The sequence below is a fragment of the Pseudomonas putida genome (assembly GCF_050990305.1).
Taxonomy (GTDB): domain Bacteria; phylum Pseudomonadota; class Gammaproteobacteria; order Pseudomonadales; family Pseudomonadaceae; genus Aquipseudomonas; species Aquipseudomonas putida_AH.
The window spans coordinates 2,234,804-2,261,571 of sequence record NZ_CP158817.1; the positions used below are offsets into that span (position 1 = coordinate 2,234,804).

24 protein-coding genes and 1 pseudogene are annotated in these 26,768 nt (G+C 59.9%); 16 read left to right on the forward strand and 9 right to left on the reverse strand.

Features of this window, described 5'->3' with window-relative positions:
- Positions 1-13: 13 nt before the first annotated feature.
- Together ABTV22_RS10400 and ABTV22_RS10405 are read left to right on the forward strand one after the other, a co-directional pair.
- Positions 14-1,255, forward strand: a complete 1,242-nt coding sequence (locus tag ABTV22_RS10400) for an NAD(P)/FAD-dependent oxidoreductase (RefSeq protein WP_433739908.1) — start codon at positions 14-16, stop codon at positions 1,253-1,255.
- 1 nt (position 1,256) lies between these two features.
- A complete protein-coding gene (locus tag ABTV22_RS10405) occupies positions 1,257-2,108 on the forward strand; it encodes a sugar phosphate isomerase/epimerase (protein ID WP_433739909.1) in 852 nt (283 codons plus the stop codon).
- 58 nt (positions 2,109-2,166) lie between these two features.
- Here the strand turns inward: ABTV22_RS10405 and ABTV22_RS10410 are convergent, their stop codons facing one another.
- Positions 2,167-3,282 (reverse strand): Gfo/Idh/MocA family protein, encoded by a 1,116-nt coding sequence (locus ABTV22_RS10410; protein WP_433739911.1) that lies wholly within the window; start codon positions 3,280-3,282, stop codon positions 2,167-2,169.
- Between the two features lie 122 nt (positions 3,283-3,404).
- The gene (locus ABTV22_RS10415) at positions 3,405-4,325 is read right to left on the reverse strand and encodes a MurR/RpiR family transcriptional regulator (RefSeq protein ID WP_433739912.1); all 921 of its coding nucleotides are present in this window, start codon (positions 4,323-4,325) and stop codon (positions 3,405-3,407) included.
- A 320-nt stretch (positions 4,326-4,645) separates the two neighbouring features.
- Here ABTV22_RS10415 and ABTV22_RS10420 point away from each other — a divergent pair, with 320 nt between their 5' ends.
- The 11 genes from ABTV22_RS10420 to ABTV22_RS10470 all read left to right on the forward strand — a co-directional run bounded on the left by ABTV22_RS10420 (position 4,646) and on the right by ABTV22_RS10470 (position 19,272).
- Positions 4,646-6,583: a bifunctional 5-dehydro-2-deoxygluconokinase/5-dehydro-2-deoxyphosphogluconate aldolase gene (locus ABTV22_RS10420; protein ID WP_433739914.1), complete on the forward strand. Its 1,938-nt coding sequence runs from the start codon at positions 4,646-4,648 to the stop codon at positions 6,581-6,583.
- Positions 6,584-6,718: 135 nt separating this feature from the next.
- Positions 6,719-7,612, forward strand: coding sequence for a myo-inosose-2 dehydratase (gene iolE / locus ABTV22_RS10425; protein ID WP_433739916.1), 894 nt, complete (start codon positions 6,719-6,721; stop codon positions 7,610-7,612).
- The gene (gene iolB, locus ABTV22_RS10430) at positions 7,609-8,418 is read left to right on the forward strand and encodes a 5-deoxy-glucuronate isomerase (protein WP_433739918.1); all 810 of its coding nucleotides are present in this window, start codon (positions 7,609-7,611) and stop codon (positions 8,416-8,418) included. The genes iolE and iolB overlap by 4 nt, the downstream gene beginning before the upstream one ends.
- A 44-nt stretch (positions 8,419-8,462) precedes the next feature.
- Complete coding sequence (locus ABTV22_RS10435; RefSeq protein ID WP_433739920.1) at positions 8,463-9,965, forward strand: CoA-acylating methylmalonate-semialdehyde dehydrogenase; 1,503 nt, start codon at positions 8,463-8,465, stop codon at positions 9,963-9,965.
- 24 nt (positions 9,966-9,989) lie between these two features.
- Complete coding sequence (locus tag ABTV22_RS10440) at positions 9,990-10,811, forward strand: TIM barrel protein (protein WP_433739922.1); 822 nt, start codon at positions 9,990-9,992, stop codon at positions 10,809-10,811.
- A 133-nt stretch (positions 10,812-10,944) separates the two neighbouring features.
- Positions 10,945-12,876 carry a 3D-(3,5/4)-trihydroxycyclohexane-1,2-dione acylhydrolase (decyclizing) gene (iolD, locus tag ABTV22_RS10445; RefSeq protein WP_433739924.1) on the forward strand — a complete coding sequence of 644 codons (1,932 nt, stop codon included), beginning with the start codon at positions 10,945-10,947 and terminating at the stop codon, positions 12,874-12,876.
- Between the two features lie 32 nt (positions 12,877-12,908).
- Entirely contained in the window at positions 12,909-13,934 is a 1,026-nt protein-coding gene (locus ABTV22_RS10450) for a Gfo/Idh/MocA family protein (protein ID WP_433739926.1), read from the forward strand.
- A gap of 307 nt (positions 13,935-14,241) precedes the next feature.
- Positions 14,242-15,312, forward strand: coding sequence for a Gfo/Idh/MocA family protein (locus ABTV22_RS10455; protein WP_433739928.1), 1,071 nt, complete (start codon positions 14,242-14,244; stop codon positions 15,310-15,312).
- 138 nt (positions 15,313-15,450) lie between these two features.
- Entirely contained in the window at positions 15,451-16,377 is a 927-nt protein-coding gene (locus tag ABTV22_RS10460) for a sugar ABC transporter substrate-binding protein (RefSeq protein WP_433739930.1), read from the forward strand.
- 69 nt (positions 16,378-16,446) lie between these two features.
- Positions 16,447-18,012: a sugar ABC transporter ATP-binding protein gene (locus ABTV22_RS10465; RefSeq protein WP_433739932.1), complete on the forward strand. Its 1,566-nt coding sequence runs from the start codon at positions 16,447-16,449 to the stop codon at positions 18,010-18,012.
- A 237-nt stretch (positions 18,013-18,249) separates the two neighbouring features.
- Complete coding sequence (locus ABTV22_RS10470) at positions 18,250-19,272, forward strand: ABC transporter permease (protein WP_008153855.1); 1,023 nt, start codon at positions 18,250-18,252, stop codon at positions 19,270-19,272.
- A 52-nt stretch (positions 19,273-19,324) separates the two neighbouring features.
- Here the strand turns inward: ABTV22_RS10470 and ABTV22_RS10475 are convergent, their stop codons facing one another.
- Complete coding sequence (locus ABTV22_RS10475) at positions 19,325-20,062, reverse strand: metallophosphoesterase (protein ID WP_433739934.1); 738 nt, start codon at positions 20,060-20,062, stop codon at positions 19,325-19,327.
- Positions 20,063-20,139: 77 nt separating this feature from the next.
- Here ABTV22_RS10475 and ABTV22_RS10480 point away from each other — a divergent pair.
- Positions 20,140-20,538: pseudogene (locus ABTV22_RS10480) on the forward strand (PAS domain-containing protein); the annotation flags it as partial.
- A 3-nt stretch (positions 20,539-20,541) separates the two neighbouring features.
- Here the strand turns inward: ABTV22_RS10480 and ABTV22_RS10485 are convergent.
- The 5 genes from ABTV22_RS10485 to ABTV22_RS10505 all read right to left on the reverse strand — a co-directional run bounded on the left by ABTV22_RS10485 (position 20,542) and on the right by ABTV22_RS10505 (position 23,661).
- On the reverse strand, positions 20,542-20,739 hold the full coding sequence (locus tag ABTV22_RS10485) for a hypothetical protein (protein WP_433739936.1): 198 nt from the start codon (positions 20,737-20,739) through the stop codon (positions 20,542-20,544).
- 303 nt (positions 20,740-21,042) lie between these two features.
- Complete coding sequence (locus ABTV22_RS10490) at positions 21,043-21,465, reverse strand: hypothetical protein (protein WP_433739938.1); 423 nt, start codon at positions 21,463-21,465, stop codon at positions 21,043-21,045.
- 234 nt (positions 21,466-21,699) lie between these two features.
- Positions 21,700-22,113: a VOC family protein gene (locus tag ABTV22_RS10495; RefSeq protein WP_433739940.1), complete on the reverse strand. Its 414-nt coding sequence runs from the start codon at positions 22,111-22,113 to the stop codon at positions 21,700-21,702.
- A gap of 50 nt (positions 22,114-22,163) precedes the next feature.
- Positions 22,164-22,823, reverse strand: coding sequence for a TetR/AcrR family transcriptional regulator (locus ABTV22_RS10500; RefSeq protein WP_433739942.1), 660 nt, complete (start codon positions 22,821-22,823; stop codon positions 22,164-22,166).
- Positions 22,810-23,661, reverse strand: coding sequence for a 3-hydroxybutyryl-CoA dehydrogenase (locus ABTV22_RS10505; RefSeq protein ID WP_433739944.1), 852 nt, complete (start codon positions 23,659-23,661; stop codon positions 22,810-22,812). Before ABTV22_RS10505 ends, ABTV22_RS10500 begins: the two co-directional genes overlap by 14 nt.
- A 167-nt stretch (positions 23,662-23,828) precedes the next feature.
- On the opposite strand from ABTV22_RS10505, the gene ABTV22_RS10510 reads away from it, so the two are divergent.
- Together ABTV22_RS10510 and ABTV22_RS10515 are read left to right on the forward strand one after the other, a co-directional pair.
- Positions 23,829-24,836, forward strand: a complete 1,008-nt coding sequence (locus tag ABTV22_RS10510) for an AraC family transcriptional regulator (protein ID WP_433739946.1) — start codon at positions 23,829-23,831, stop codon at positions 24,834-24,836.
- A gap of 180 nt (positions 24,837-25,016) precedes the next feature.
- Positions 25,017-25,613, forward strand: coding sequence for a DUF6338 family protein (locus ABTV22_RS10515; protein WP_433739948.1), 597 nt, complete (start codon positions 25,017-25,019; stop codon positions 25,611-25,613).
- A gap of 168 nt (positions 25,614-25,781) precedes the next feature.
- Here the strand turns inward: ABTV22_RS10515 and ABTV22_RS10520 are convergent, their stop codons facing one another.
- Positions 25,782-26,735: an alpha/beta hydrolase gene (locus ABTV22_RS10520; RefSeq protein ID WP_433739950.1), complete on the reverse strand. Its 954-nt coding sequence runs from the start codon at positions 26,733-26,735 to the stop codon at positions 25,782-25,784.
- Between the last annotated feature and the right edge of the window lie 33 nt (positions 26,736-26,768).

The following is a 26,768-nucleotide window of genomic DNA, read 5'->3' on the forward strand; positions in this document are numbered from 1 at the left end:
TGGAGTCTGTGCCATGAATGCTGCCAATGCTCCATTGGTTATCGTGGGCGCCGGGCATGCCGGTGGCCGTGCGGCTCTGACCCTTCGGGCCGAAGGTTATACAGGTCGCCTGATTCTCATCGGCGACGAATTCCACGCGCCCTACGAACGACCACCACTGTCCAAGGGCTTGCTACAGGGCACCGTTGAGCTGGCCGGTTTCAGTGTGTGCGACAGCACTCGACTGGTTGAACTGGACATCGAGCACCTGGCCGGCAACCCGGTGAAAAAACTTGATCCGGCGCAGCATCGATTGCAGTTGGCCGACGGCCGTTGGTTGCACTACGCCCGGTTGTTGCTCGCGACCGGAGGCCGGGCGCGGCGGTTGCCCTCGTTGCCCGGGCATCTGCACAACGTTCTGTATCTGCGGACCCATGACGAAGCAATCGCACTGCGCGACTCGCTGCGGCCAGGCACCCGATTGGTGATTATCGGCGGCGGTTTTATCGGCCTCGAAGTTGCCGCGACGGCTCGCACTCTGGGTTGCACGGTGACCTTGCTCGAAGCCGGACCGCGCCTGGCGGGCCGCGTGCTGCCGGAGCGCTTGTCCAGTGCCCTGCTGGAGTTGCATCGTCATCACGGCGTGGATGTGCGACTGAACGTGGTCATCGAAATGGTCCAGGGCACCACGCGCGCCGAGGCGGTGCAACTGGTCGACGGCCAGTCGCTGCCCTGCGATCTGATCGTGGTGGGCATCGGCATGCAACCCAACACCGAATTGGCGGTGGCCGCCGGGTTGGAAGTAGGGCAGGGCATTCGCGTTGATGCCCGGCTGCGCACCAGTGCGCCGGACATCTTTGCCGCTGGCGACGTCTGTGAGTTTCGCCTGCACCCGCAAGGCGGATTCCAGCGTCAGGAAACCTGGCGCAACGCCGAAACCCAGGGCCATCACGCCGCACTGAGTTTGCTGGGGCGCGAGCAGTCTTTCGATGTCATTCCCGGCTTTTGGTCGGATCAGTACGATTGGGGACTGCAAATCACAGGCGTCATCGCCAACGGCGAACCGACGGTGAGCCGGGTAACTGCCGGTGGTGGCTTGCTGTTGTTCTACCTCGATGCCGAACAGCGTCTGCTGGGGGCTTGTGGCTGGGGCCAGGGCAATAGCGTGGCCAAGGACATCAAGTTATGCGAGCGGCTGATCACCCTCGGTCAGCCCTTGGCAGTCAGCGTCTTGGCCGATGCCGATGTCTCGCTCAAACAATTGTTGAGGAGTTGATATGCGCCAATTCCTGGTGTTCCAGTCCCTGTGGGCCATGCAAGATCACCGTGGTCAATGCGAGCTGTCCATAGAGGCGCAACTGGAAAAAATTGCCGCCGCCGGTTTCGATGGGATCACCGACCATTTTTGGGATGCGCCACAGGCTGCACGCTTGAGTGCCGCGGCCAAGGCGCAAGGCTTGCACATCGAAGGTCAATTGTTCCCCCGGACCGTGGATGATCTGGCTATCGCACTTGATGTCGCCTCCCGCCACGGCTGCCACCATCTCACGCTACAGGCCGACGTTCGACCGCGTTCACTGGCGCAAGCCATCGAACTGATCGAAGGCTGGCAGCGCCTGGCCGAGCAGGTGGACTTTCCGATCCTGCTGGAAACCCACCGCTATCGCCTTACCAATGACCTGTTATTCACCCTCGACATTCTCGCGCACATGCCCGACCTCAAGCTGCTGGCCGACTTGTCCCACTACGTCGTGGGACGCGAATTGCCTGAATCGGCCTCCGCCGAAGACGACGCACAGATTCACAAAATCCTGCGCCACAGTTGGGGTTTTCACGGCCGGGTCGCCAATGGCGAACAGGTTCAGGTGCCCTTGAGCTTCACCCAACACCGCCCTTGGCTGGAGCGATTCCTGGGGTGGTGGCGCTACGGGATCGAGGATTGGCTGGCCCGCCCGGATACACCCGCCAGCCTGTCGTTCACCTGCGAACTTGGCCCGCCACCCTATGCGATCACGGGGGCTGATGGGCGTGACATCACGGATCGCTGGGAGGAGGCGTTGATATTGAAGGCGTTGATACGGGAGGTCTGGAGCAGCTGCCAAGTGCCAACGGCTCAGTCAAAAGATTGATGTCACCGATCACGTCCAAGGGTAAAGGCTGCGCTGTGCGGCGCAGCCTGATCGGCGATCAAACCTCGTTGATATTGACCCAGCGCTGGTCCCGCGCAGCCAATCGAATTGCCGTCGCCAAGCGCTCCACTTCAAAGGCTTGCTCGAAGTCTGTACCCGCTTGTCCGTGCCCGGCCAGGGCCATGATCAGCTCATGCACTTCCAGCGTTTTCAACTCGTTGTAGCCCAACTGGTGGCCCGGTGCGGGACTGAACGCGGCGTAACCGGGCAGGTTCGGCCCGGCCAGCAAACGTTGGAAACCATCCTGGCCAACGCGACACAGGCGCAGCTCATTCAAACGTTCCTGATCGAACGACAGGGTGCCTTGGGTACCACTGATCTCGAAGCTCAGATGATTTTTGTAACCATGCTTGAGCCAACTGCTGCTGAAGGTGCCACGCGCACCGCTGGCAAAGCGCAACAAGGCATGGGCCTGATCGTCGACGGCAATGCTGCGTTGCTCCTGGCTACCGGCCGAGACCGGACGCTGGCGGTGCACGGTCTGGGAATCGGCGCACACCGCTTCCACAGGGCCCAGCAGATAGCGCGCCATGGCGAGCAAGTGGCTGCCCAGATCCGCCAACGCCCCACCGGCATGTTCGGGCTCACAACGCCACGACCAGGGAGACGCCGGATCGGCCATGAAGTCTTCGCTGAATTCGCCTTGGAAGCTGATGATCTGGCCGAGGCTGCCACTGCGAATCAGCTCACGGGCCAGGCCAATGATCGGGTTGTGCTGGTAGTTGTAGCCGACGCGGGTGACGACGCCGGCGTCCTTGGCCGCCAGGTGCATCGCATTGGCTTGTTCAAGATTCACTGCCAGCGGTTTTTCGCAGTACACCGGTTTGCCCGCGGCTATCGCGGCCATGGCCATGGGGTAGTGCAGGTGATTGGGGGTGGTGATGGCGATCAGGTTGACTTTGGGGTCATCGATCAACTGCTGCCAGTTGCTGTGGGCCTGCTCAAAGCCCCACGCCGTGGCGCAGGATTGCGCTCGAATGGGATCGGCGTCGGCCAGGGCGGCGAGGCGAAGCGTGAAGGGCAGTGCGAAGGCCGCACTGACGTTACGAAAGGCCAGGGCATGGGCACGGCCCATGAAGCCCGTGCCGATAAGTCCGATTCCGAGTTCGCGCATGACAGGATCCTTTGGATTCTTGTTTTCAGAGATCCAATTTATAGAATAATTATTCTCACATATCAATTTGTGGAATAAATATTCTTTTCTGTCCGTCTGGAGCGGTAACGCCTGCCTCTTGGTCAGTCTTCGAAGTCGACCTGTTCGCGAATCTCATCGACCTTCAGCTCCAGCCGATAGGCCACGGCGATAAACAGCGCCTGGCACAGGCACAACGTCGCGCTCAATGAACGGAAGGCGAACGAGCTGCCTTCGTTGACCAGCAGCACTGTGTTGGCGCGCTTGGCCAGGGGCGAGAGGTTGCTGTCGGTGATGATCAGGGTTTTCGCCTGATGGTGCTGGGCAATGCGCAGGCAATGCTGGGTTTCCTTGCCATACGGCGTGAAGCTGATGGCGATCACCAAGTCATTGGCGCGCACGCTGCGCATCTGCTCGCGATAGCTGCCACCGAGCCCGGACACCAGATGGATGCGCTTGTTGGTGTGTTGCAGGTTGTAGACCAGGTAATCGGCCACCGCGAACGAACGGCGCACGCCGACCACGTAGATGTTGTCGGCATTGACCACCAGGTCCACGGCCTTGTCGAAGGCTTGGTCATCGAGCTCCAGCCCCAGTCGTTCAATGCCCGACAGGGTGGCGTTGATGCACTCGCGCGCCAGGTCGCCGCCACTGGCCTTCTGCGACTTGTTGGCGATCATGCTGCGAATGCGTTGCTGGTAGTTCTGTACCGGTGTGGTTTTGTGGGTGTAGGCCTCGCGGAACAACGCCTGCATTTCGCTGAAGCCGCTGAAGCCGAAACGCTGGGAAAACCGCACGATGGCTGACGGGTGCACTTCACACTCGCGGGCGATGTCGCTGATCCGGTCGACCATGATCCGGTCGCTTTGCTGGCTCATGTAGCTGGCGATGCGTTTGAGCTGGCGCGGCAGGCTTTCGTATTCCTGGGTGATCAGCTGCAGCAGACGCTCGGCATTGATCGGTGGGCTGGCAAGGTCGTTCTCGGACGAGCTCTCGGTCGTAGCCGGCTGATCGGTGCGGGACATAAGGAATCCTTCTGGCTTGTTCTTGGCTTGTTCTTATAGCGACGATTTTTCATCTCGCCCCAGACAATAGGTTGGCTGTACGCAGTCTACAGGGTAGGCCCGGACAAAATCTTGAGTGTGCAGTCGTGGCGAGCGTGCTGAAACGATGCACGACGTCTGGAACGCGTGTACCAAAGTTTATTGGAAAAAATATTCCACGTAAAAAATAATTAGAAAAATTATTGATTGTTCATTCCCGGTCGTTTTAGTCTGCATCCACCAAGCGTGTTCGGCGCGGTCTTCGCCCTGAACGCAGGCTGATAAAAATAACAGGAGCCAACATGGGCCAGACTCGTTTTGCCAGTGGACGTCAATTGGATCTGATTTGCCTGGGGCGCCTCGGCGTCGACCTCTATGCACAGCAAGTCGGGGCCCGGTTGGAGGATGTGAGCAGCTTCGCCAAATACCTGGGCGGCTCATCCGCCAACATCGCCTTCGGCACGGCCCGGTTGGGACTCAAATCGGCCATGCTGAGTCGGGTAGGGGATGATCACATGGGGCGTTTCCTGGTCGAATCCCTGGCCCGCGAAGGCTGTGATGTCAGCGGCATCAAGGTCGATCCGGAGCGACTGACCGCGATGGTATTGCTCGGCCTGAAGGACCGCGAAACTTTTCCACTGGTGTTCTACCGCGAAAACTGCGCCGACATGGCGCTACGGGCTCAAGACATCAGCGAAGCCTTTATCGCTTCCAGCAAAGCCTTGCTGATCACCGGCACGCATTTCTCTACCGAGGGTGTCTACAAGGCGAGCATCCAGGCGCTGGACTACGCCGAAAAGCACAACGTCAAACGGGTGCTGGACATCGACTATCGCCCAGTGCTCTGGGGTTTGGCTGGCAAGGCGGACGGTGAAACCCGTTTTGTTGCCGACCAGAACGTCAGCCAGCACGTGCAGAAAATCCTCCCGCGATTCGATCTGATCGTCGGCACCGAAGAGGAGTTTCTGATTGCCGGCGGCTCCGAGGAGTTGCTCACCGCGCTGCGCAATGTTCGTCGCTTGAGCGACGCGACGCTGGTGGTCAAGCTCGGTCCGCAAGGGTGCACGGTGATTCACGGCGCGATCCCGGAGCGTCTCGAAGACGGTGCGATTTATCCGGGCGTTCGCGTCGAAGTGCTGAATGTACTGGGGGCGGGCGACGCCTTCATGTCAGGCTTTCTCAGCGGTTGGCTGGAAGACGCCAGCGATGAGCGTTGCTGTCAGTTGGCCAACGCCTGCGGCGGCCTGGTGGTCTCGCGCCATGCCTGCGCCCCGGCGATGCCCACCCGCGCCGAACTTGATTACCTGTTCAACAGTCCGGTGCCGATCACTCGGCCCGATCAGGACGTCACGCTGCAACGTCTGCATCAGGTCAGTGTGCCGCGCAAACAGTGGAAGCAACTGTTCATCTTTGCCTTCGACCATCGCGGGCAACTGGTGGAACTGGCCCAGAAGGGCGGACGCGACCTCGGCGCTATCGGCGAACTCAAGCAACTCTTCATCAAAGCCGTGGAGCGGGTCGAAAGCGATTTGCGCGAGCAGGGCGTCGAGGCCGATGTCGGGCTGCTGGCGGACCAGCGCTTCGGCCAGGACTCGCTGAACGCCGCCACCGGTCGTGGCTGGTGGGTGGCGCGACCGGTCGAGGTACAAGGCTCCCGCCCATTGGCGTTCGAACACGGGCGATCGATCGGCAGCAACCTGATGGCCTGGCCACAAGAGCAAATCATCAAATGCCTGGTGCAATTCCACCCGGACGACGAGCCCATGCTGCGCCTGGAACAGGAAGCGCAGATCAAGGGTTTGTATCAGGCCTCGCAAGTCAGCGGTCACGAACTGCTGCTGGAAATCATCCCGCCCAAGGACCACCCCTCGACGCACCCGGACGTGCTGTATCGCGCACTCAAGCGCCTCTACAACCTGGGCATCTACCCGGCGTGGTGGAAGATCGAAGCGCAAAGCATTGATGAGTGGAAGCAACTCGACGAACTGATTCAAGAGCGCGATCCGTACTGCCGTGGCGTGGTGCTGCTGGGCCTGAATGCGCCAGCGAGCGCATTGGCCGAGGGCTTCCAGCAAGCCAGCCAAAGCCAGACCTGTCGCGGCTTTGCCGTCGGCCGCACGATTTTCCAGGAGCCAAGCCGCGCCTGGTTGGCCGGAGAGATTGACGACGAAGCGCTGATCCGTCAGGTGCAAGGCACCTTCGTCGAACTGATCGATGCCTGGCGAACGGCCCGCGCCTGACACGCCGATCACCTGTAGGAGCATGGCTTGCCCGCGATGGGGCCCTTAAAAACGCCAAATGCATCGCGAGCAAGCTTTGCTCCTACAGGGTCGGTCTGCAGAGATTTCATACAGAAAACAATAAAAGGTGCAGCCATGCCCGCTATCCGAATTGGCATCAACCCGATTTCCTGGAGCAACGACGACCTGCCGTCCCTCGGCGGCGAGACGCCGCTGAGCACCGCCCTCGCCGAAGGCAAGGCAATCGGCTACGAAGGTTTCGAGCTCAACGGCAAGTTTCCCAAGGACGCCAAAGGTGTTGGCGATGTGCTGCGTCCGTATGACTTGGCGCTGGTGTCCGGCTGGTACTCCAGTCGCCTGGCACGCCGCTCCGTGGCCGAGGAAATCGACGCCATTGGCAACCATGTCGAGCTGCTGGCGAAGAACGGCGCCAAGGTGCTGGTGTACGGTGAAGTCGCTGACTCCATTCAAGGCCAGCGCATCCCTCTGGTCGAACGCCCGCGTTTTCACACCGAACAGGCGTGGCAGCATTACGCCGACAAACTGACCGAGCTGGCTCGCTTCACCCTGTCCCAAGGGGTACGCCTGGCCTATCACCACCACATGGGCGCCTACGTCGAATCGCCCTCGGACATCGATACCCTGATGGCATTGACCGGCAGTGAAGTCGGCCTGCTGTTCGATTCGGGTCATTGCTACATGGGGGGCGGTGATCCGTTGCAGGTGCTGCGCAAACACATCTCGCGTATCTGCCATGTGCATTTCAAGGACGTGCGTAAACCGGTCGTGCAATTGGCACGCAACAACCTGTGGAGCTTCCCGGACTGCATCATCAACGGCACCTTCACCGTGCCGGGGGATGGCGATATCGACTTCACGCAACTGCTGAATGTGCTGCTGGTGGCCGATTATCACGGCTGGCTGGTGGTCGAAGCCGAGCAGGACCCGGCGGTGGCGCCGAGTTATGCCTATGCGAAAAAAGGCTACGACACCTTGCGTGCGTTGCTCGACGAGAGGACTGCACGATGAGCCTGCTGGTCAAAAGCAATGCCCGTGGCCGGACCATGGTCGAGTTGGGTAAAGGTGAGCTTGAGTACGTCGGTTTCGCCGCTTACCGCTTGAGTCTCGGTGACAACATGCCGGTCGCTGCCGGTGATAAGGAACTGTGCCTGGTGCTGCTCAGCGGCCGGGTCAGCATCAAGGGCGAGGCGCCGGGGCAGGGGGCGTTCGACTGGGACAACATCGGTGATCGTCAGTCGGTGTTCGAAGACAAATCGCCGTTCGCCGCGTATTTGCCGCCTGGCAGCCAGGTTCAGGTGGTGGCGTTGAGCGATGTGCAAATCGCCGTCTGCGCCGCACCCGGTTCGACCAGCGAAAGCCACGGCCCACGCCTGATCAAACCTGAAACCATGAAACGCAGCGTCCGTGGCAAGGGCGCCAACACTCGCTACGTCTGCGACATTTTGCCGGACAGCGAACCGGCCCATTCACTGTTGGTGGTGGAAGTGCGCACGCCTTCGGGGCACTCCTCGAGCTACCCGCCGCACAAGCACGACACCGATGATCTGCCGCACCAGAGCTTTCTCGAAGAAACCTATTACCACCAGATCAACCCGCCCCAGGGCTTCGTGTTCCAACGGGTCTACACCGACGACCGCAGTATCGACCAGGCCATGGCCGTGGAAAACAGCGACCTGGTGGTCGTGCCCAAGGGCTATCACCCAGTCAGCGTCCCATACGGCTACGAGTCGTATTACTTGAACGTGATGGCCGGTCCGAAACGCGTCTGGCAGTTCCATAACGATCCCCGGCACAGCTGGCTGCTGGATCTCTGAATGCCCACGTCTGAATTGCAACATTCGAATGGAGAACAAGAACAATGAGCAACGCCCAGGTTGTAGGCCATTACATCGACGGTCAGGTGCAAGACAGCGGTAGCGAGCGATTCAGCGACGTCTTCAATCCGGCCACCGGCAGCGTCCAGGCGCGTGTCGGGCTGGCCAGCGACAAGACCGTGGACGAGGCGGTCGCTTCGGCCTTGAAAGCCTTTCCAGCCTGGTCCGAGCAATCCTCCCTGCGCCGTTCGCGGGTGATGTTCAAGTTCAAGGAGTTGCTCGACCGCCATCACGACGAACTGGCTGAAATCATCAGTCGCGAACACGGCAAGGTTTTTTCGGACGCCAAGGGCGAAGTCACCCGCGGCATCGAAATCGTCGAATACGCCTGCGGTGCGCCGAACCTGCTCAAGACCGAGTTCAGCGACAACATCGGCGGCGGCATCGACAACTGGAACCTGCGTCAGCCTTTGGGTGTTTGCGCCGGGGTCACGCCGTTCAACTTTCCGGTGATGGTGCCGTTGTGGATGATTCCGCTGGCGCTGGTTACCGGCAACTGCTTCATCCTCAAACCTTCCGAGCGCGATCCGTCCGCCAGCCTGCTGATGGCCCGCCTGCTCACCGAAGCCGGCTTGCCGGACGGTGTGTTCAACGTGGTCCAGGGCGACAAGACTGCGGTCGACGCCTTACTGCAGCACCCGGATGTCGAGGCGATTTCCTTTGTCGGTTCGACGCCAATTGCCGAGTACATCCACCAGCAGGCGACCTCCCGAGGCAAGCGTGTGCAGGCGCTGGGCGGGGCAAAGAACCACATGATCGTCATGCCTGACGCCGACCTGGATCAAGCGGCGGACGCCCTGATCGGTGCTGCCTATGGTTCGGCCGGCGAGCGCTGCATGGCGATCTCGATTGCTGTGGCCGTTGGCGATGTCGGCGATCGGTTGATTGCCAAACTGCTGCCGCGCATCGATCAGTTGAAGGTGGGTAACGGCCTGCAGGGTGATACCGACATGGGGCCGCTAGTCACCGCCGAACACAAGGCCAAGGTCGAAGGCTTCATCGATCAGGGCGTGGCCCAGGGCGCGCAACTGATCGTCGACGGGCGCCACTTCAAGGTGCCGGGGGCCGAGAACGGTTTCTTCGTGGGCGCGACGCTGTTCGACAAAGTCACGACCGAGATGAGCATCTATCAGCAGGAAATTTTCGGCCCGGTGCTGGGCATCGTGCGCGTACCGGACTTCGCCAGCGCCGTGGCGCTGATCAACGCCCATGAGTTCGGCAACGGCGTGTCGTGCTTTACCAGCGATGGCGGAATAGCCCGCTCGTTTGCCCGCAGCATCAAGGTCGGCATGGTTGGCATCAACGTACCGATTCCGGTGCCCATGGCCTGGCATTCGTTCGGTGGCTGGAAACGCTCGTTGTTCGGTGATCACCATGCCTACGGCGAAGAAGGCATTCGCTTCTACAGCCGCTACAAAAGCGTGATGCAGCGCTGGCCCGACAGCATTGCCAAGGGTCCTGAATTCAGCATGCCGACCGCCAAATAATCACCCGTACGGAGAACAATAAACATGAGCAAACCCCTGCGTTTCGCCCTGAATCGTATGGTCGCTCCACGCTTGTCCCTGCCGCTGTTCATCGAATTGGCGGTGACCCTCAAGGCCGACGCCATCGAGATCCGCAACGACCTTAAAGGTGTCGAGATCGAGGACGGCACCGCGCCTGAACACGTGCGTGAATTGTGCGCGGCCAAAGGCATCACCGTGCTGTCGATCAACGCGCTGTATCCGTTTGATGTGTGGAATGACGAACGCCGTGCGCAGGCCGTGAAACTTGCCGCCTATGCCCGTGATTGCGGTGCCCGGGGTTTGGTCATGTGCCCGTTGAACGACCGCGCCGATCCGCGCAGTGAGGCCGAGCGCGCATCAGGCTTGCGCACGGCATTGAGTGAACTGGCGCCGATCCTGCGCGAGCACGGCATTCTCGGTTTCATCGAACCGCTGGGTTTCGAAGAATGCTCGCTGCGGCGCAAACGCACGGCGGTCGATGCCATCAAGGCCATCGGCGGGCTGGATGTGTTCCGCCTGGTGCATGACACCTTCCACCATCACCTGGCCAGCGAGCATGAGTTCTTCCCCGAGTTGACCGGGCTGGTGCACATCTCCGGTGTCGAAGATGCCGAGGCACCGCTGGCGACCATTCGTGACGGCCATCGGGTGCTGGTGGGCGAGGGCGACATCCTCGGCAACGCGGCACAAATCGACACCTTGCTCAGCAGCGGCTACAGCGGCTACCTGTCGTTCGAACCGTTTGCCGACAGCGTCCATGGGCTGGCGGATATCCAGCAAGCAATCGGCGCGAGCATGGATCACCTACAAAAATCCCTGGCCTGACATCTCCCCTGTAGGAGCTGCCGAAGGCTGCGATCTTTTGATCTTGTTTTAAAAGATCGCAGCCTCGTTTCACTCGACAGCTCCTACACAGCTCCTACAGGGGATCGGATTTGCATATGGAAAAGGTGCAAGCATGACCACAACAAGACTGACCATGGCCCAGGCCCTGGTGAAATTCCTCGATAACCAGTACATCGAGGTCGATGGGGTTCAGAGCAAATTCGTCGCCGGGATCTTTACCATTTTCGGCCACGGCAATGTGCTGGGCCTGGGGCAAGCCCTGGAGCAGGACAGCGGCGATCTGATCGTCCATCAGGGCCGCAACGAACAAGGCATGGCCCATGCCGCCATCGGTTTTGCCAAGCAACATTTGCGGCGCAAGATCTACGCCTGCACCGCATCGGTCGGCCCTGGCGCGGCGAACATGTTGACCGCCGCCGCAACAGCCACCGCCAACCGTATTCCCTTGCTGTTGTTACCCGGCGATGTCTACGCCTGCCGCCAACCCGACCCGGTGCTGCAACAGATCGAGCAGTTCCACGACCTGAGCATCAGCACCAACGATGCGTTCAAGGCGGTGAGCAAATACTGGGATCGCATCAACCGTCCCGAGCAATTGATGAGCGCGGCGATCCACGCCATGCGCGTGCTCACCGACCCCGCCGAAACCGGTGCCGTCACCCTGGCCTTGCCACAAGACGTACAGGCCCAAGCGTACGACTATCCCGATTACTTCCTGCAAAAACGCGTGCACCGTATTGAACGTCGTCCGGCCACCGAAGCGATGTTGGGGGATGCGCTGGCGCTGTTTAAAGGCAAGCGCAAGCCGCTGATCATCTGTGGTGGCGGAGTCAAATACTCGGGCGCCAACAGCTCCTTGCAGGCCTTTGCCGAGCGCTTCGATATCCCCTTCGCCGAAACCCAGGCCGGCAAGAGTGCGGTGGTCTCCAGTCATCCGTTGAACGTCGGCGGGATCGGCGAAACCGGTTGCCTGGCGGCGAATTTGTTGGCCAGGGAGGCTGACTTGATCATCGGTATCGGCACCCGCTACAGCGATTTCACCACCGCGTCGAAATCCTTGTTCCAGCATCCCGAAGTGCAATTTCTCAACCTCAATATCAGCCCGTGCGATGCCCTGAAGCTCGACGGCGTGCAACTGCTGGCGGATGCCAAAAGTGGTTTGCAGGCATTGGCCGAAGCACTTGGCGACTACCGCTCCAGTTGGGGCGATCAACCCCGACAGGCCAGGGCGCAACTGGACGAAGAAGTGGACCGTGTTTATCAGGTCGAGTACCAGACCCAAGACTTCGTGCCGGAAATCAACGACCACATGGACCCGGCCGTGCTGCGCGAATTCATTGAGCTGACCGGCTCCTGCCTGACCCAGAGCCGAGTGCTCGGCGTGCTTAACGAGACCCTGGCCGATGACGCCGTGATCGTCGCCGCCGCCGGCAGTTTGCCCGGTGACTTGCAGCGTAGCTGGCGCAGCAAGGGCGTGAACACCTACCACGTCGAGTACGGTTATTCGTGCATGGGTTATGAGGTCAACGCCGCACTGGGGGTCAAGCTCGCCGAGCCTGAGCGCGAAGTCTATGCACTGGTGGGCGATGGCTCCTACATGATGCTGCACTCGGAGCTGGCCACCTCGATCCAGGAGCGTCGCAAGATCAACGTGGTGCTGCTGGACAACATGACCTTTGGCTGCATCAACAACCTGCAGATGGGCAACGGCATGGACAGCTTCGGCACCGAGTTCCGGTTCCGAAATCCTGACACCGGCAAGCTCGATGGCGGCTTCGTGCCGGTGGATTTTGCCATGAGCGCGGCGGCCTACGGCTGCAAGACCTACAAGGTGAACACCGTTGAGCAGCTGCAAGCCGCGTTGGCGGATGCACGCTTGCAGACGCTATCGACTCTGATCGACATCAAGGTTCTACCCAAAACCATGATTCACGGCTACCTGTCGTGGTGGCGGGTTGGTGTGGCGCAAGTCTCCACCAGCGCCCGCACGGATGCAGTGGCCAAAACCCTCAACGAACGACTGGCCAAGGCCCGTCAATATTGATTGCCCTGAAACAAACCCACAGGAGTGTGTATATGTCTTCGTTTTCCCATTCGTTGCGGATCGGCGTCATCGGCACCGGGGCCATCGGCCAGGACCATATTCGTCGTTGCAGCCAGACCTTGCTCAACAGCCAGGTGGTCGCTGTCACCGACATCAATTTGCAGCAAGCGGCCAAGGTCGTCTCCGACCTGAAACTGACCGCCGAGGTCTATCCCGACGGCCACGCGCTGATCAAGGCACCGGACGTCGAGGCGATCCTCGTCACGTCCTGGGGACCGAGCCACGAAGAGTTTGTACTGGCGGCGATTGCGGCGGGTAAACCGGTGTTTTGCGAGAAGCCGTTGGCAGTCACCGCCGACGGCTGCCGCAAGATCGTCGAGGCCGAGGTGGCCCACGGCAAGCGCTTGGTGCAGGTGGGTTTCATGCGTCCGTACGATGAAGGTTACCGGGCGTTGAAAGCGGTGATCGACAGCGGTCAGATCGGCGAGCCGCTGATGCTGCATTGCGCCCACCGTAACCCGACCGTGGGCGAGAACTATAAGACCGACATGGCGATCACCGACACGCTGATCCATGAGCTGGACGTGTTGCGCTGGTTGCTCGACGACGATTACGTGTCGGTGCAAGTGGTGTTCCCGCGTAAGACCAGCAAGGCCCTGGCTCATTTGAAAGACCCGCAGATCGTGTTGCTGGAAACCGCCAAGGGCACGCGCATCGACGTGGAAGTCTTCGTCAACTGTCAGTATGGCTACGACATCCAGTGCGAAGTTGTGGGGGAGACCGGCATCGCGAAACTGCCGGAACCGTCGCAGGTTCAATTGCGCAGCGGGGCGAAACTGTCCAACGCGATTCTGATGGACTGGAAGGACCGGTTCATCGCCGCCTATGACGTCGAGTTGCAGGCATTTATCGACGGCGTACGGGCCGGGCAGGTCGGCGGACCTTCGGCGTGGGACGGTTACGCCGCAGCTGTCGCGGCGGATGCCTGTATCGAGGCGCAGAACAACGGCCAGATCGTCAAAGTCGCACTCCCTGACCGTCCCCACTTCTACGGTTAAACCAGTCCCTTGTAGGAGCGAGGCTTGCCCGCGAAGGCTCAATTACAGCCGACACGCTCTTTGAATGTGCTGATGCCTTCGCGGGCAAGCCTCGCTCCTACGGTAATGCTGTTCACTTAAGAACAATCACTGTAGCTGTGGCGAGGGAGCTTGCTCCCGCTGGACTGCGTAGCAGTCCCATTTTTTGGGGTCGCTTCGCGCCCCATCGCGAGCAAGCTCGCTCGCCACAGGTAATTGCTTGCGCGATCTATCTCTTAAATGAACAGCATGACGCTCCTACGGGGCCTTGTGAAAATAGGAAAAAACTATGCGTATCGGACTTGTCGGTTACGGCCATGGCGGACGGTTTTTTCATGCTCCGCTGATCAGCAGTTTGCCCGCAGCGACCTTCGTGGGCGTGGTGACCTGTTCCACCGAGCGTCGGCAACTGCTGGCGGCGGAGCATCCCGGCGTGCCGGCCTTCGACAGCATTGGCCAACTGGTTGAGGCCGGGGTTGATGTGCTGGTAGTGTCCACGCCGCTCAAAGGTCGCCCGGCCCTGGTGCTCGACGCCATCGAACACGGCGTGGCGGTGGTCAGCGACAAACCCTTCGCCGCCGATTGGCAGCAGGCGCAAACCCTGATCACCATGGCCGAGCGTCAGGGCGTGCCACTGAGTGTTTACCAGAACCGGCGCTGGGACTCGGATTTTCTCACCGTGCGCAAGCTCATTGAATCCGGTGCGCTGGGTCAGGTCACCCGTTTCGAATCGCGGATCGAACGCTTCTCCCCGTCGTCAGTGAACAATGGCAGCGGCGGCGGTTTCCTGCGCGACCTGGGCAGTCATTTGGTGGATCAGGCACTGCTCTTGTTCGGACCGGTCAGCCAGGTGTATGCCGAACTGCATTACGCCGAAAAAGGCCAGACCTTCGATAGCGGCTTCTTCATGTCCCTGACCCATGCCAACGGCGTGATTTCACACTTGGGCGGCAGCTGCCTGCAAAACACCCCCGGCCCGCGTTTTCGCGTGACCGGCACCCAGGGCTGCTACAGCGTCGATGGCCTGGACGGACAGGAGGCCTCGGCCCTCGCCGGGCTCACGCCCAAATCCGAGGGCGAGCGCTGGGGCGTCGAAGAACATCGGCGCTGGGGCTGGTTCGAGCAGGGTGAAGTGCGCGAGCGGGTGCCGTCCGAGCGAGGTTGCTGGAACCAGTTCTATTTGCAACTGCAAAGCGCATTGCACAGCGGCGGCCCACTGCCGGTCGAAGCCCGTGATGCGCTGGCGACCACCCGCGTGCTAGACGCTGCGCGGCTCAGTTTTGAACGTCATCAAGTGGTGACCTTGGAGCCGTTTAAGAGCCATGGAACAAAATTAGAAAAAAATTCTAAAAATGATTGATGTGGAAAAAATTTTCCAATAAAGTCATTTCCAGCGAACTGCCTCGCACATTGCTTAAACGCTTTTACTGCTTGTCTGCTTACTGAAATCGTCACGCCTTATCCATAAAACCAACAAGAATGTGGAGAAAGACCTTTCATGAAGAACAAGATCCGTTTCGCCTCACTCACCTTGTCCCTGATGCTTGCCAGCGGTGCCGCACTCGCCGATATGAAAATCGGCGTCAGCATGTCCCAGTTCGATGACACCTGGCTGACCTACCTGCGTGAATCCATGGACGTCAAAGCCAAGTCTTATCCTGATGGTGTCCAGCTGCAGTTCGAAGACGCCCGCAGCGATGTGGTCAAGCAACTGAGCCAGGTCGAAAGCTTCATCAGCCAGAAAGTCGATGCCATCGTGGTCAACCCGGTGGATACCGCCGCCACCAAAAAAATCACCGAAGCGGCGGTTAAGGCCGGCATTCCACTGGTGTATGTCAATCGCCGTCCCGATGACCTGAACCTGCCCAAGGGCGTGGTCACTGTCGCCTCCAACGATCTGGAAGCCGGTCAGATGCAGATGCAGTACCTGGCTGAAAAAATGGGCGGCAAGGGCGACATCGTGATTCTGCTCGGTGACCTGGCCAACAACTCCACCACCAACCGCACCAAGGGCGTCAAAGAGGTGCTGGCCAAGTACCCGAACATCAAGATCGAGCAAGAGCAGACGGGCATCTGGCTGCGGGACAAAGGCATGACGCTGGTCAACGACTGGCTGACCCAGGGCCGCAAATTCGATGCGGTCGTTTCCAACAACGACGAGATGGCGATTGGCGCGGCCATGGCCCTGCAACAGGCCGGCGTTGATAAAGGCAGCGTATTGATCGCCGGTGTCGATGGCACGCCCGACGGCTTGAATGCGGTGAAGAAGGGCTCCTTGCTCGTCTCGGTGTTCCAGGACGCCAAGGGTCAGGCCGATGGCTCGATCGACACTGCCGTGAAAATGGCCAAGAACGAGCCGGTCGAGCAGGCCGTGTGGATCCCGTATCGCTTGATCACATTGCAAAACGTTGACCAGTTCAAATAGTCCGTCCGTTCCATAACAACAATAAGCACGCAAGGTTGCGACGCGACCTTGCTGATGGAGTACGTGATCATGTTCGCTTCAGCGACTGCTTCGAGCACCCCGATCGTGGGTATCCAGCCAACCGAAACACCTGTCGATGAGCCGTACCTGCTGGAGATCATCAACGTCAGCAAGGGCTTTCCCGGTGTGGTGGCCCTGTCCGACGTACAGCTGCGGGTGCGTCCCGGTTCCGTACTGGCGCTGATGGGGGAAAACGGCGCCGGCAAATCCACCCTGATGAAAATCATCGCCGGCATTTACCAGCCGGATGCCGGCGAGCTGCGCCTGCGGGGCAAGCCGGTGGTCTTCGAAACACCCCTGGCGGCACTCCAGTCCGGGATCGCGATGATCCACCAGGAACTCAACCTGATGCCGCACATGAGCATCGCCGAAAACATCTGGATCGGCCGCGAGCAGCTCAACGGCTTCCATATGATCGACCACCGGGAAATGCACCGCTGCACGGCGAAACTGCTGGAACGCCTGCGGATCAATCTCGACCCTGAAGAGCTGGTCGGCAACCTGAGCATCGCCGAACGGCAGATGGTCGAGATCGCCAAGGCTGTGTCCTACGACTCTGACATTCTGATCATGGACGAGCCGACCTCGGCCATCACCGAGAAGGAAGTCGCACACCTGTTTTCGATCATTGCCGACCTGAAAAGCCAGGGCAAAGGCATCATCTACATCACCCACAAAATGAACGAAGTGTTCAGCATCGCCGATGAAGTGGCAGTGTTCCGCGACGGCGCCTACATCGGCCTGCAACGGGCAGACAGCATGGACGGTGACAGCCTGATCTCGATGATGGTGGGCCGCGAACTGAGCCAGTTGTTCCCGGTGCGCGAGAAGCCGATTGGCGATTTGCTGCTGTCGGTGCGCGACCTCAAGCTGGACGGTATTTTCAAGGACGTCTCCTTCGATCTGCATGCCGGGGAGATCCTCGGCATCGCCGGCTTGATGGGGTCGGGGCGGACCAATGTCGCCGAGGCGATTTTCGGCATCACGCCAAGTGACAGCGGCGAGATCCGGCTCGACGGCGAGGTGGTGCGCATCAGCGATCCGCACATGGCGATCGAGAAGGGCTTCGCGCTGCTGACCGAAGATCGCAAGCTCAGTGGTCTTTTCCCGTGCCTGTCTGTGCTGGAAAACATGGAAATGGCGGTGTTGCCCCATTACGTCGGCAACGGCTTCATCCAACAGAAAGCCCTGCGCGCGTTGTGCGAGGACATGTGCAAGAAACTGCGGGTGAAAACACCGTCGCTGGAGCAATGCATCGACACCCTGTCCGGTGGCAACCAGCAGAAAGCCTTGCTGGCACGCTGGCTGATGACCAACCCGCGAATCCTGATTCTCGACGAGCCGACCCGCGGCATCGATGTCGGCGCCAAGGCCGAGATTTACCGGCTCATCGCCTACCTCGCCAGCGAAGGCATGGCGGTGATCATGATTTCTTCGGAGCTGCCGGAAGTGCTCGGCATGAGCGACCGGGTGATGGTCATGCACGAGGGCGACCTGATGGGCACCCTCGACCGCAGCGAAGCGACCCAGGAGCGCGTGATGCAACTGGCCTCGGGCATGTCCGCGGTTCATTAAGTCAAGGGTGAGCAAAGTTTCTGTGGCAAAGGAGCTTATTTGTGGCAAAGGAGCTTATTTGTGACAAAGGAGATTTTTTGTGGCGAGGGAGCTTGCTCCCGCTGGGCTGCGAAGCGGCCCTGAAAGAATGGGACTGCTGTGCAGTTTAACGGGAGCAAGCTCCCTCGCCACAGGCAAGCTCCCTCTCCACAAGCAAGCGGCTTGGCCATACGGATTTCATTTGAAGGGTGGGTGGTTATGAACGCGATACTGGAAAACAAACCGGCAACGGCACCGGTCAAGAGTCGCCGGCGCTTTCCGACCGAGCTGAGCATCTTCCTGGTGCTGATCGGCATCGGCCTGGTGTTCGAAGTGTTCGGCTGGATCGTGCGCGACCAGAGCTTCCTGATGAATTCCCAGCGATTGGTCTTGATGATCCTGCAAGTGTCGATCATCGGCCTGCTGGCAATTGGCGTGACACAGGTGATTATCACCACCGGCATCGATCTGTCGTCGGGCTCGGTGCTGGCGCTGTCGGCAATGATTGCCGCCAGCCTGGCGCAGACCTCGGATTTCGCCCGGGCGGTATTCCCGTCGTTGACAGACTTGCCGGTGTGGATCCCGGTGATTGCCGGGCTCGGCGTCGGGTTGCTGGCGGGGGCGATTAACGGCAGCATCATTGCCATCACCGGGATTCCGCCGTTCATTGCCACCCTGGGCATGATGGTCTCGGCTCGCGGCCTGGCGCGCTACTACACCGAAGGCCAGCCGGTGAGCATGCTCTCGGACTCCTACACGGCCATCGGTCACGGCGCGATGCCGGTGATTATTTTCCTGGTGGTGGCGGTGATCTTTCACATCGCGCTGCGTTACACCAAGTACGGCAAATACACCTACGCCATCGGTGGCAACATGCAGGCGGCACGCACGTCTGGCATTAACGTCAAGCGCCATCTGGTCATCGTCTACAGCATCGCCGGGTTGCTGGCGGGGCTGGCGGGCGTGGTGGCTTCGGCCCGTGCCGCCACCGGGCAGGCCGGGATGGGCATGTCCTATGAGCTGGATGCGATTGCCGCGGCGGTCATCGGCGGCACCAGCCTGGCGGGCGGGGTGGGGCGCATCACCGGCACGGTCATCGGCGCACTGATCCTCGGGGTGATGGCCAGCGGCTTCACGTTCGTCGGGGTCGATGCCTACATCCAGGACATCATCAAGGGCTTGATCATTGTGGTGGCAGTGGTCATCGACCAATACCGCAACAAGCGCAAACTCAAACGCTGACATTGACTGCACACCGCGAGGGCCTGTTCTGGCCCTCGTTTCGCTTATCCGTTCAAGCGTTGAAACCCGGGTCAATTGGCGACAGGCATTCAAGCGTGGCCAGATCCAGCAGCGTGAAGTAGCCATTCAACCAGCCCGCGGTATCGATGTGGTAGACATTGCCGAGTACGGCCGGCTGCTTGAGCGGCGTATGGCCCACGACAACGGCCCGCACGCCCTCGACCCCTTCGCGGTTTTCGTCGGCCAGTCGCTTGCGTGACCAAAGCAGCATGGCCGTAGCGTGATCGACCTCTATCGCTGTCCCACAAAGCGCTCTCTTCATGTCTCCCCAGCTTCCCGGCGGGAGGTCGGCATGCACGATGCCGATCAGGCCTCGTGGAGTCTCGACTTCGATCACCAGCGGCAATTGCTGAAGGAGACTGGTGTAGAAGTCTTGTTCGATGGCGGGTAGCCCGTAGAACCACGTGCCACCGTTGATGAAGTGCAGGCTGAATTGACTGCCGGTGTGGCCGGCGGCATGGGAGTCCAGGGTCATCTGCTCGTGGTTGCCACGCACGGCATGGAACCAGGTTTTGCGCAGGAGCCATTCGTCGACATCCAGCGATTCAGGCCCACGGTCTACCAGGTCGCCGACACTGAACAGACGATCAACCGCAGGATCGAACCCGACGGTATCCAGTGCAGCCTGAAGCCTTGTGAAGTGGCCGTGAATATCGCCGACCGCAATATCCCGGCCGACGGTGTTGGCGGCGAAGTGCTTCACGCTCGATCCCACGGCGGTTTTGAACACTGGAGGCTCCAATGCGGCAGAAAACGGTGCGGTTTATCCCTGTGGCGATGTTCTTTAATTTTGGCAGAGCTTTGTCTCTCGGAAAGACCAGTGCCGAGGTATTTCCGGCACAGTTGGGGCCTGGTTATACCGAGCAAGATCGGAGAGTCCTGGAGCAGGGTTTTGTCCTGGAGGATCAACTGGAACTGCACTTGTACGGCAGTCGGGAGCCGGGTTGGTGCCTGATGCACAAGCGAGCGCTGTACAGCCGCAAGGGAGAAATCATTGGTTTGGTTGCAGTCGGACAGCGAAACGCATCCGGCTTATCAGCGCTTGGCGGTAGATGACTACATTCGTGCGCAATTTCAATCGGCGCGTCTCACCGAGGTGCACTGCAGTGCGGCTACACCGACCACAGTGCGTTCACTCGCCAGTTCAAGACCTTGACCGGCTTTACTCCACGCCACTACCGACAGGTCGCACTTGGCGAATCCTGAACTTCAATAGGCCGCGGCCAGTCCGGCAAGACTGTCTTGCGCCGCCGTGATCAAGTGCAGCGGAACCTGTTGCTGATTATCCGGGGACGGCATTTCAAAGCTGCCCACAATCTGAAGCTGTCGCTCACTCAACGTGGCCTCATCTTCCTTTGCCTTGGCCATTCTCGCGTGGTTCGCTGCGATTTCATTGAGAGTTGACACGATACATCTCCGATGACTGACCAAGCGTGCTGCTGGAGTCCTTAAGCGTTAGTTTGAAGTGCTGCCGTGTCAGAATTATGTCGTTCTGGGGCTGCCACGCCCGGCCTTTGCAAGCCGTACGCCAAGCATGGCTGGGTATTGTGCCGCGGGGTTTGGTTTGCGACGAAAGGTTGTACTGCACCGCTCAACCTGTAGGAGCAGAGCTTGCTCGCGATGGACGTCAACGAAAACGCGTACTGTCAGAATGATGGCGGTGTTTGGACTTGCATCGCGAGCAAGCTTCGCTCCTACAAGGAAGGGCAGCTACGACCGATACTTGATGACTATCCCTTTGAGCTTGCGGCCCTCGATGGCTCTGGCGTCACGCGCCCATAGCGGGCCGTTGACGTAGGTGCCCACTCGTCCGATATGGTCAAAGACCACCACCACGGCATCGCCCCCCAGTTTGGCGGATTCCTCGCGCAGTTTTTGCTCGACTTCGGTAATCGGTGGGGCAGGGTCGACGCTGGCATCGATCAGCACTTCACCCAGGCGAATGTGCGGACGAAGCGGCTCGGACCGCAGTACTTGAACTTCGCTGGGCAGGGTTGGCGCGGGGTGTTCGACGCCGACGTAGGCGGTGGTATGGGCATCGACGCTGGCGCAACCACTGAGGGTGAGCAGGGTGGCAGCGAGGCCGCCCGCCAGCAGCGATAATTTGACATGGGTAGACCAGGACGCAGGCATGGTGGGGTCCTCCGGACGATCCGCTGCGACGGGGGGATGGCATCTTGACGGTAGCAGACGGTCGGGGAGTTGCCAGACAGCCCAATTTGTTCTGGTTGGGCTGTTTCAGGCGTGTGATGTTTTTGTAGGAGCAGAGCTTGCTCGCGATGGACGTCAACGAAAACGCGTGCTGTCTGAATCACCGTGGTGTTCTTTAGTCCATCGCGAGCAAGCTCTGCTCCTACAGTATTAGGTTCACTGGTCCTTTTCGCAGTTGACCATCCATGACACGCCAAAGCGGTCGACCAGCATGCCGAAGCGTGCGGCCCAGAACGTGGTGTCCAACGGCATTTGCACATTGCCGCCTTCCGAGAGTGCCGCGAACACCCGTTCCGCCTCGGCAATGCTGTCGACGTTCAACGAAATCGAACAGCCGTTCATGTCTTCGGTGGGGCGGTCGGGCGTGGTGTCCGAACCCATGATGGCCTGGTCGCCCACTGCAAGACGTGTGTGGATGATCAGGTTGTGCAGGTCCTTGGGTACATGCTCGCCGGCGGGTGTTTCACCGAAGGTCAGCATGGCTTCGATCTGACCCTTGAGGCATTCGGCATAGAAGGTGAACGCCGCTTTGCAGTCACCGTTGAAGATGAGGTAGGGATTGATTTTCATGATTAGGCTCCCAGTCGTTGAAGGGATACATCGACTGGGCAAGCAAAGCGCTAAATCGCGATGGGGACCGGGGTTTTTTTAGATGTTTTTTCGATAGGCCGGGCAAGGCTTATTGCCTCGGTTGCACGACGGGGCGCGAGCACCCGCTCGATGGCGCCGCTGAGCATGCTTTCCAGCAGATTGTCTTGCTCCTGCTCGTCCAGCGGATGAGCGGTCAACCAACTGGGGGCGTTGTTGAGCAATGCAGCGATGGCATGGCCCGCCGCCAGAAAGCTCGGGTCGCTGAAACGGGATCGGGCACCGAGCATCATCAGCAACCGGCGTTCGTACTGCTCGCGCAGCTGTCGAACCCGTGCCTGTTGCTCTTCATTCAGGCAGCTGCTGTCGCGTTCTACCAGGCGAAAATGCCAGGGCATGTCGCGGTGCAGATTCAGGTGCGCGCGGATCAGGCTGTTGAGTCGATCGCGTTTGGCGGGGGCCTTTTGTTCGATGCGCCCCAGGGTGGCCAACAGCTCTTCGTAGAACTCCTCGATCAGGTCGAGCAGCAAGTGCTGTTTGCTCGGGTAATGGTGATACAGCGAGCCTGGGGAAAGCCCCAGGCACGTGGCGAGCTCACGCATGCCGACCTGGCCGAAACCCTTGCTGGCGAACAACTCCAGCACCTTGTCCCGGTACTCGGCGAAACGCGAGCAGCGCTCAGGCATAGGCATGGAAGCCGCGCCCCGTTTTGCGTCCCAGATAACCGGCGGCCACCATTTCCTTGAGCAGGGGAGCCGGGCGGTATTTGCTGTCGTTGAAGCCGTCGTAGAAGGCTTCCATGATCGCCAGCAGCGTGTCGAGGCCAATCAGATCCGCCAGGGCCAGCGGGCCGATTGGCTGATTGCAGCCCAGGCGCATGCCAGCGTCGATGTCTTCGGCACTGGCCAGGCCTTCCTGGAACACCAGAATCGCTTCGTTGATCATCGGCACCAGAATCCGGTTGACCACGAACCCTGGGCGGTTGCCGGCGGTGATCGCGGTTTTGCCCAATGCGCTCGCCATGTCCAGCGCCAGGGCGTGGGTGGCATCGCTGGTTTGCAGGCCGCGAATGACTTCGATCAGGCCCATCACGGGCACCGGGTTGAAGAAATGCAGGCCGATAAAACGCTCAGGCTGGCTGACGCTGGCGGCGAGCTGGGTGATCGACAGCGATGAAGTGTTGGACGCGATCACGCAGTCGGTGCTGACCTGCGCGGCGATCTGTTGCAACACCCGCAGTTTCAGCTCGAGGTTTTCGGTGGCGGCTTCGATTACCAGTTGCGCGTTGTCCAGGCTGCTGTAATCGGTGCTGGTGCGGATCTTGTCGAGGGCCGCGAGTTTTTGCTCGGGTGTCAGGGTTTCCTTGGCAACCTGGCGATCGAGGTTTTTGCCCACGGTGGCGACGGCTTTTTGCAATGCGCTATCGGAAATGTCGATCAAGGTCACGCTGAAACCGGCCAGGGCGCAGACTTGCGCAATACCGTTGCCCATGGTGCCGGCGCCGATCACGCCAATGTGTTGCAGATTCATTGTTGCCGTCCTTTCGCTCAAACCCTGCGATACCTTGGCCGTAGTGGCGGCCGAAGGCGTACTATTGCCGCGAGTCTAGAGCCGGCAGGGCGGTTGTTCCATGCCGAAACTGTTCAACGGTTCTGGTGTTTTTTGCCATTTCAAATGATGGGGAGCGTAGCGTTCACATGCGGGAAAAGGACTCGGTGGCCGCCTATTTCGTGCAGGCGATGATCCACGGGCTGGGCAATGATCCGCAGCGAGTGCGTGCGGTGCTGGAACAGGCCGGTATCGATCCGCAACTGATGCAGCAACCCACCGCGCGGGTACCGGCCAATGCCTTTGCGGCGTTATGGCTGATTCAGATCCGCGAACTGAACGACGAGTTCTTCAGGCTCGACTCCCACGGCATGCCGCCGGGCGCCTTCGCCCTGATTTGTCGTGCATTGATCCAGGAACCCGATCTTCACAAGGCCATGCGCCAATGCCTGGCCAACTTCGCCCTGTTCCTTCACGATTTTCGTGGCACGCTGACCGTGCGCGGCAAGCGCGCGATCATCAGCCTGGACGGTCGCGCGGCAAACGATGACGTCGGTCGATTTGGCGAAGAGACGTTTCTGGTATTGATGATCAGTCTGCTGTGCTGGTTGGGTGGCCGACGCATACCCATCGACCGCGCGGACTTTCGCCACGAGCGGGTATCGCTCAGCGATGACCGCTTGCTCTGGGGGCCGAACCTGACCTTTGGCGCCGACCGCACGGAAATCGAGTTCGCCAGTCACTATTTGCGCCTGCCAGTGGTTCAGGACTTGGCGTCGCTCAAGGTGTTTTTGCGCACGGCGCCGCAGTGGCTGGTCATCCGTTTCCGTAATCAGCACGGCCTGGCGTCGCAGGTGTATCAGCGCCTGCGCAACTGCGATTACAGCCTCTGGCCGACCTTGCAAGCCTTCGCCCTCGAACAACACCTGAGCCCCAGCACCTTCCGCCGCAAGCTGGAACGTGAAGGTTGTTCCTATCAGGAGATCAAAGACGAAGTCCGACGCGCCGTGGCCTTTGAACAATTACGCCAGAGCCGGGCGAGTATCAGCGACATCGCCGAGCAATTGGGTTTTCAGGAGCCGAGCGCGTTTCATCGGGCGTTCAAGAAGTGGACGGGGGAGAGCCCAGGGCGGTATCGGGCGAGGTTTCAGTCGTAGATAACGTGGGTCTTCGATTAAGTGTTTGTAGGATTTTTCCCTGAGGTTTGCGCGTGAATTCCTAGCCTACAACCTTGAAATGTTTTGTGACGAGGGGGGCAAAGCAACTCATGGAATGAGGCGGCGAGGTGGGGTATTTCTTTGTCCCGAATCGAAGCTTTCAATGGATTGAAAACTGGCATGGACGATTTGATCAAGGAAGTGATTCCGTTACTCCAGTATTTGATCCCGGGTTTTTTAGCCGCATGGATTTTTTACTCACTGACCGCTTTCAAACGGCCAGACACCTTTGGGCAAATCGTTCAGGCGCTGATTTTTACCTTCGTGATCCAGTCGCTGGTTGTGGGGATGGGGGCGTTGCTGGTGGTTACCGGTGAACGCTTTTTTTCAGTCGGTTTGTGGGACAGGAAATCAGAAACCCTATGGTCAGCAGTGATTGCGGTCTTGATGGGGTTTCTTTCCTGTCACATTGCCAGCAGCGACAAGCTTCACGCCCTCCTGCGCAGGCTGAAAATAACGAGGCAATCTTCATATCCTTGCGAGTGGTACAGCGCTTTTTCAACGCGGCCGAGGCATGTCGTGCTGCATCTGGTCGATGGTAAACGGCTGTTTGGTTGGCCGATTGAATGGCCTGCCGAGCCTGGAAGAGGGCAGTTCGTACTCGAGCACCCTCACTGGATCGAAGATACAGGTCAGCGGTTTCACACGGGGGCAGAGGTCATAGTGATCGATGTTTCAAAAGTACAGTGGGTCGAATTCCTCAAAACAATAGGGTAATCAAATGACAAGCAGGGCACCGCAAGAGATGCCGCCTGAACTGAGGCGGCTAATGGAGGACTGGATTAATGGCGGTCCTCCTCCCCCAGGGCTGGTGATTCCACTGGGCCCTCCACCTTCAAGAAAAGAGTCTGAGAAGCCGCGGCGGCGCAACAGATAAGTACGCCTTCAGGAGTCCTGTGCCCCCGGTGAAACCGTTGGTCCGGCGATCTGCGGTTTAGCCTTCATCAACCCATCGAGCGCCTGGCGATACTGGCTCCCGCCCAGGCTCATGCTGTTGTTATGCGTCCCGCCAGGGATCAGCAGCAGGCGCTTGGGCGGGTTGGCGGCATTGAACAGTTGTTGGCTGAATCGCGAGGGCATGAACGGATCGGCCAGGCCATGGACCACCAGCAGCGGCATGTCGATGTCGACGATCTTGTCGATGGAGTCGAATTTCTGCGACAGCAGCCAGCGCACCGGCAGCCAGTTGACGGGCAGGTTGTCGCCGGCCACTTGCGCCACCGCATCGCCGAGGGAGGTGAACGTGGATTCGATCACCAGACCGCGCACGGGTACCGCCACATGGGCCTTTTTGGCCTCGGCGGCCAGGTCTGCCGCGAGGTCGATGGCCACGGCGCCACCCAGTGAGTGGCCGTAGATCAGGCGTTTTTCGGGGTCAGGTTGCATCGTGATGAAGCGTTCCCAGGCGGCCCTGGCGTCTGTATAGACGCTGGCTTCCGACGGCAAATCGCCCTTGCTCTGGCCAAATCCGCGGTAATCGATGGCCAGTACCGAATAGCCCATGGCCCGCAATTGTTCGATGCGAAACGCCTGGCCGGTGAGGTTCCAGCGCACACCGTGCAGATAAAGGATCGACGGCGCGTCACGACGGGCTGCGGGCCACCACCAAGCGTGCAGGTTTTGCCCAGCCTTGAAGTTGGCGGACGGGATATCGAACTCCTGAACGTCCGAGGGCAAACCGCGATACCAGCTCGCGGTGCCCGGTTCGATGCGAAACAGCAACTCGCGCTCCTTGTACTTGAGCGCGCCGCAACTGACCGGCAAGCCGACGACCAGCACAGCCATGCACAGTAGCGGCAGCCAGCGTCGGCGCAGACGAGCGAGAAGGGCAGTGGGCATCGGGTGGTTCACCGGCACGGACATGAAGCCCGC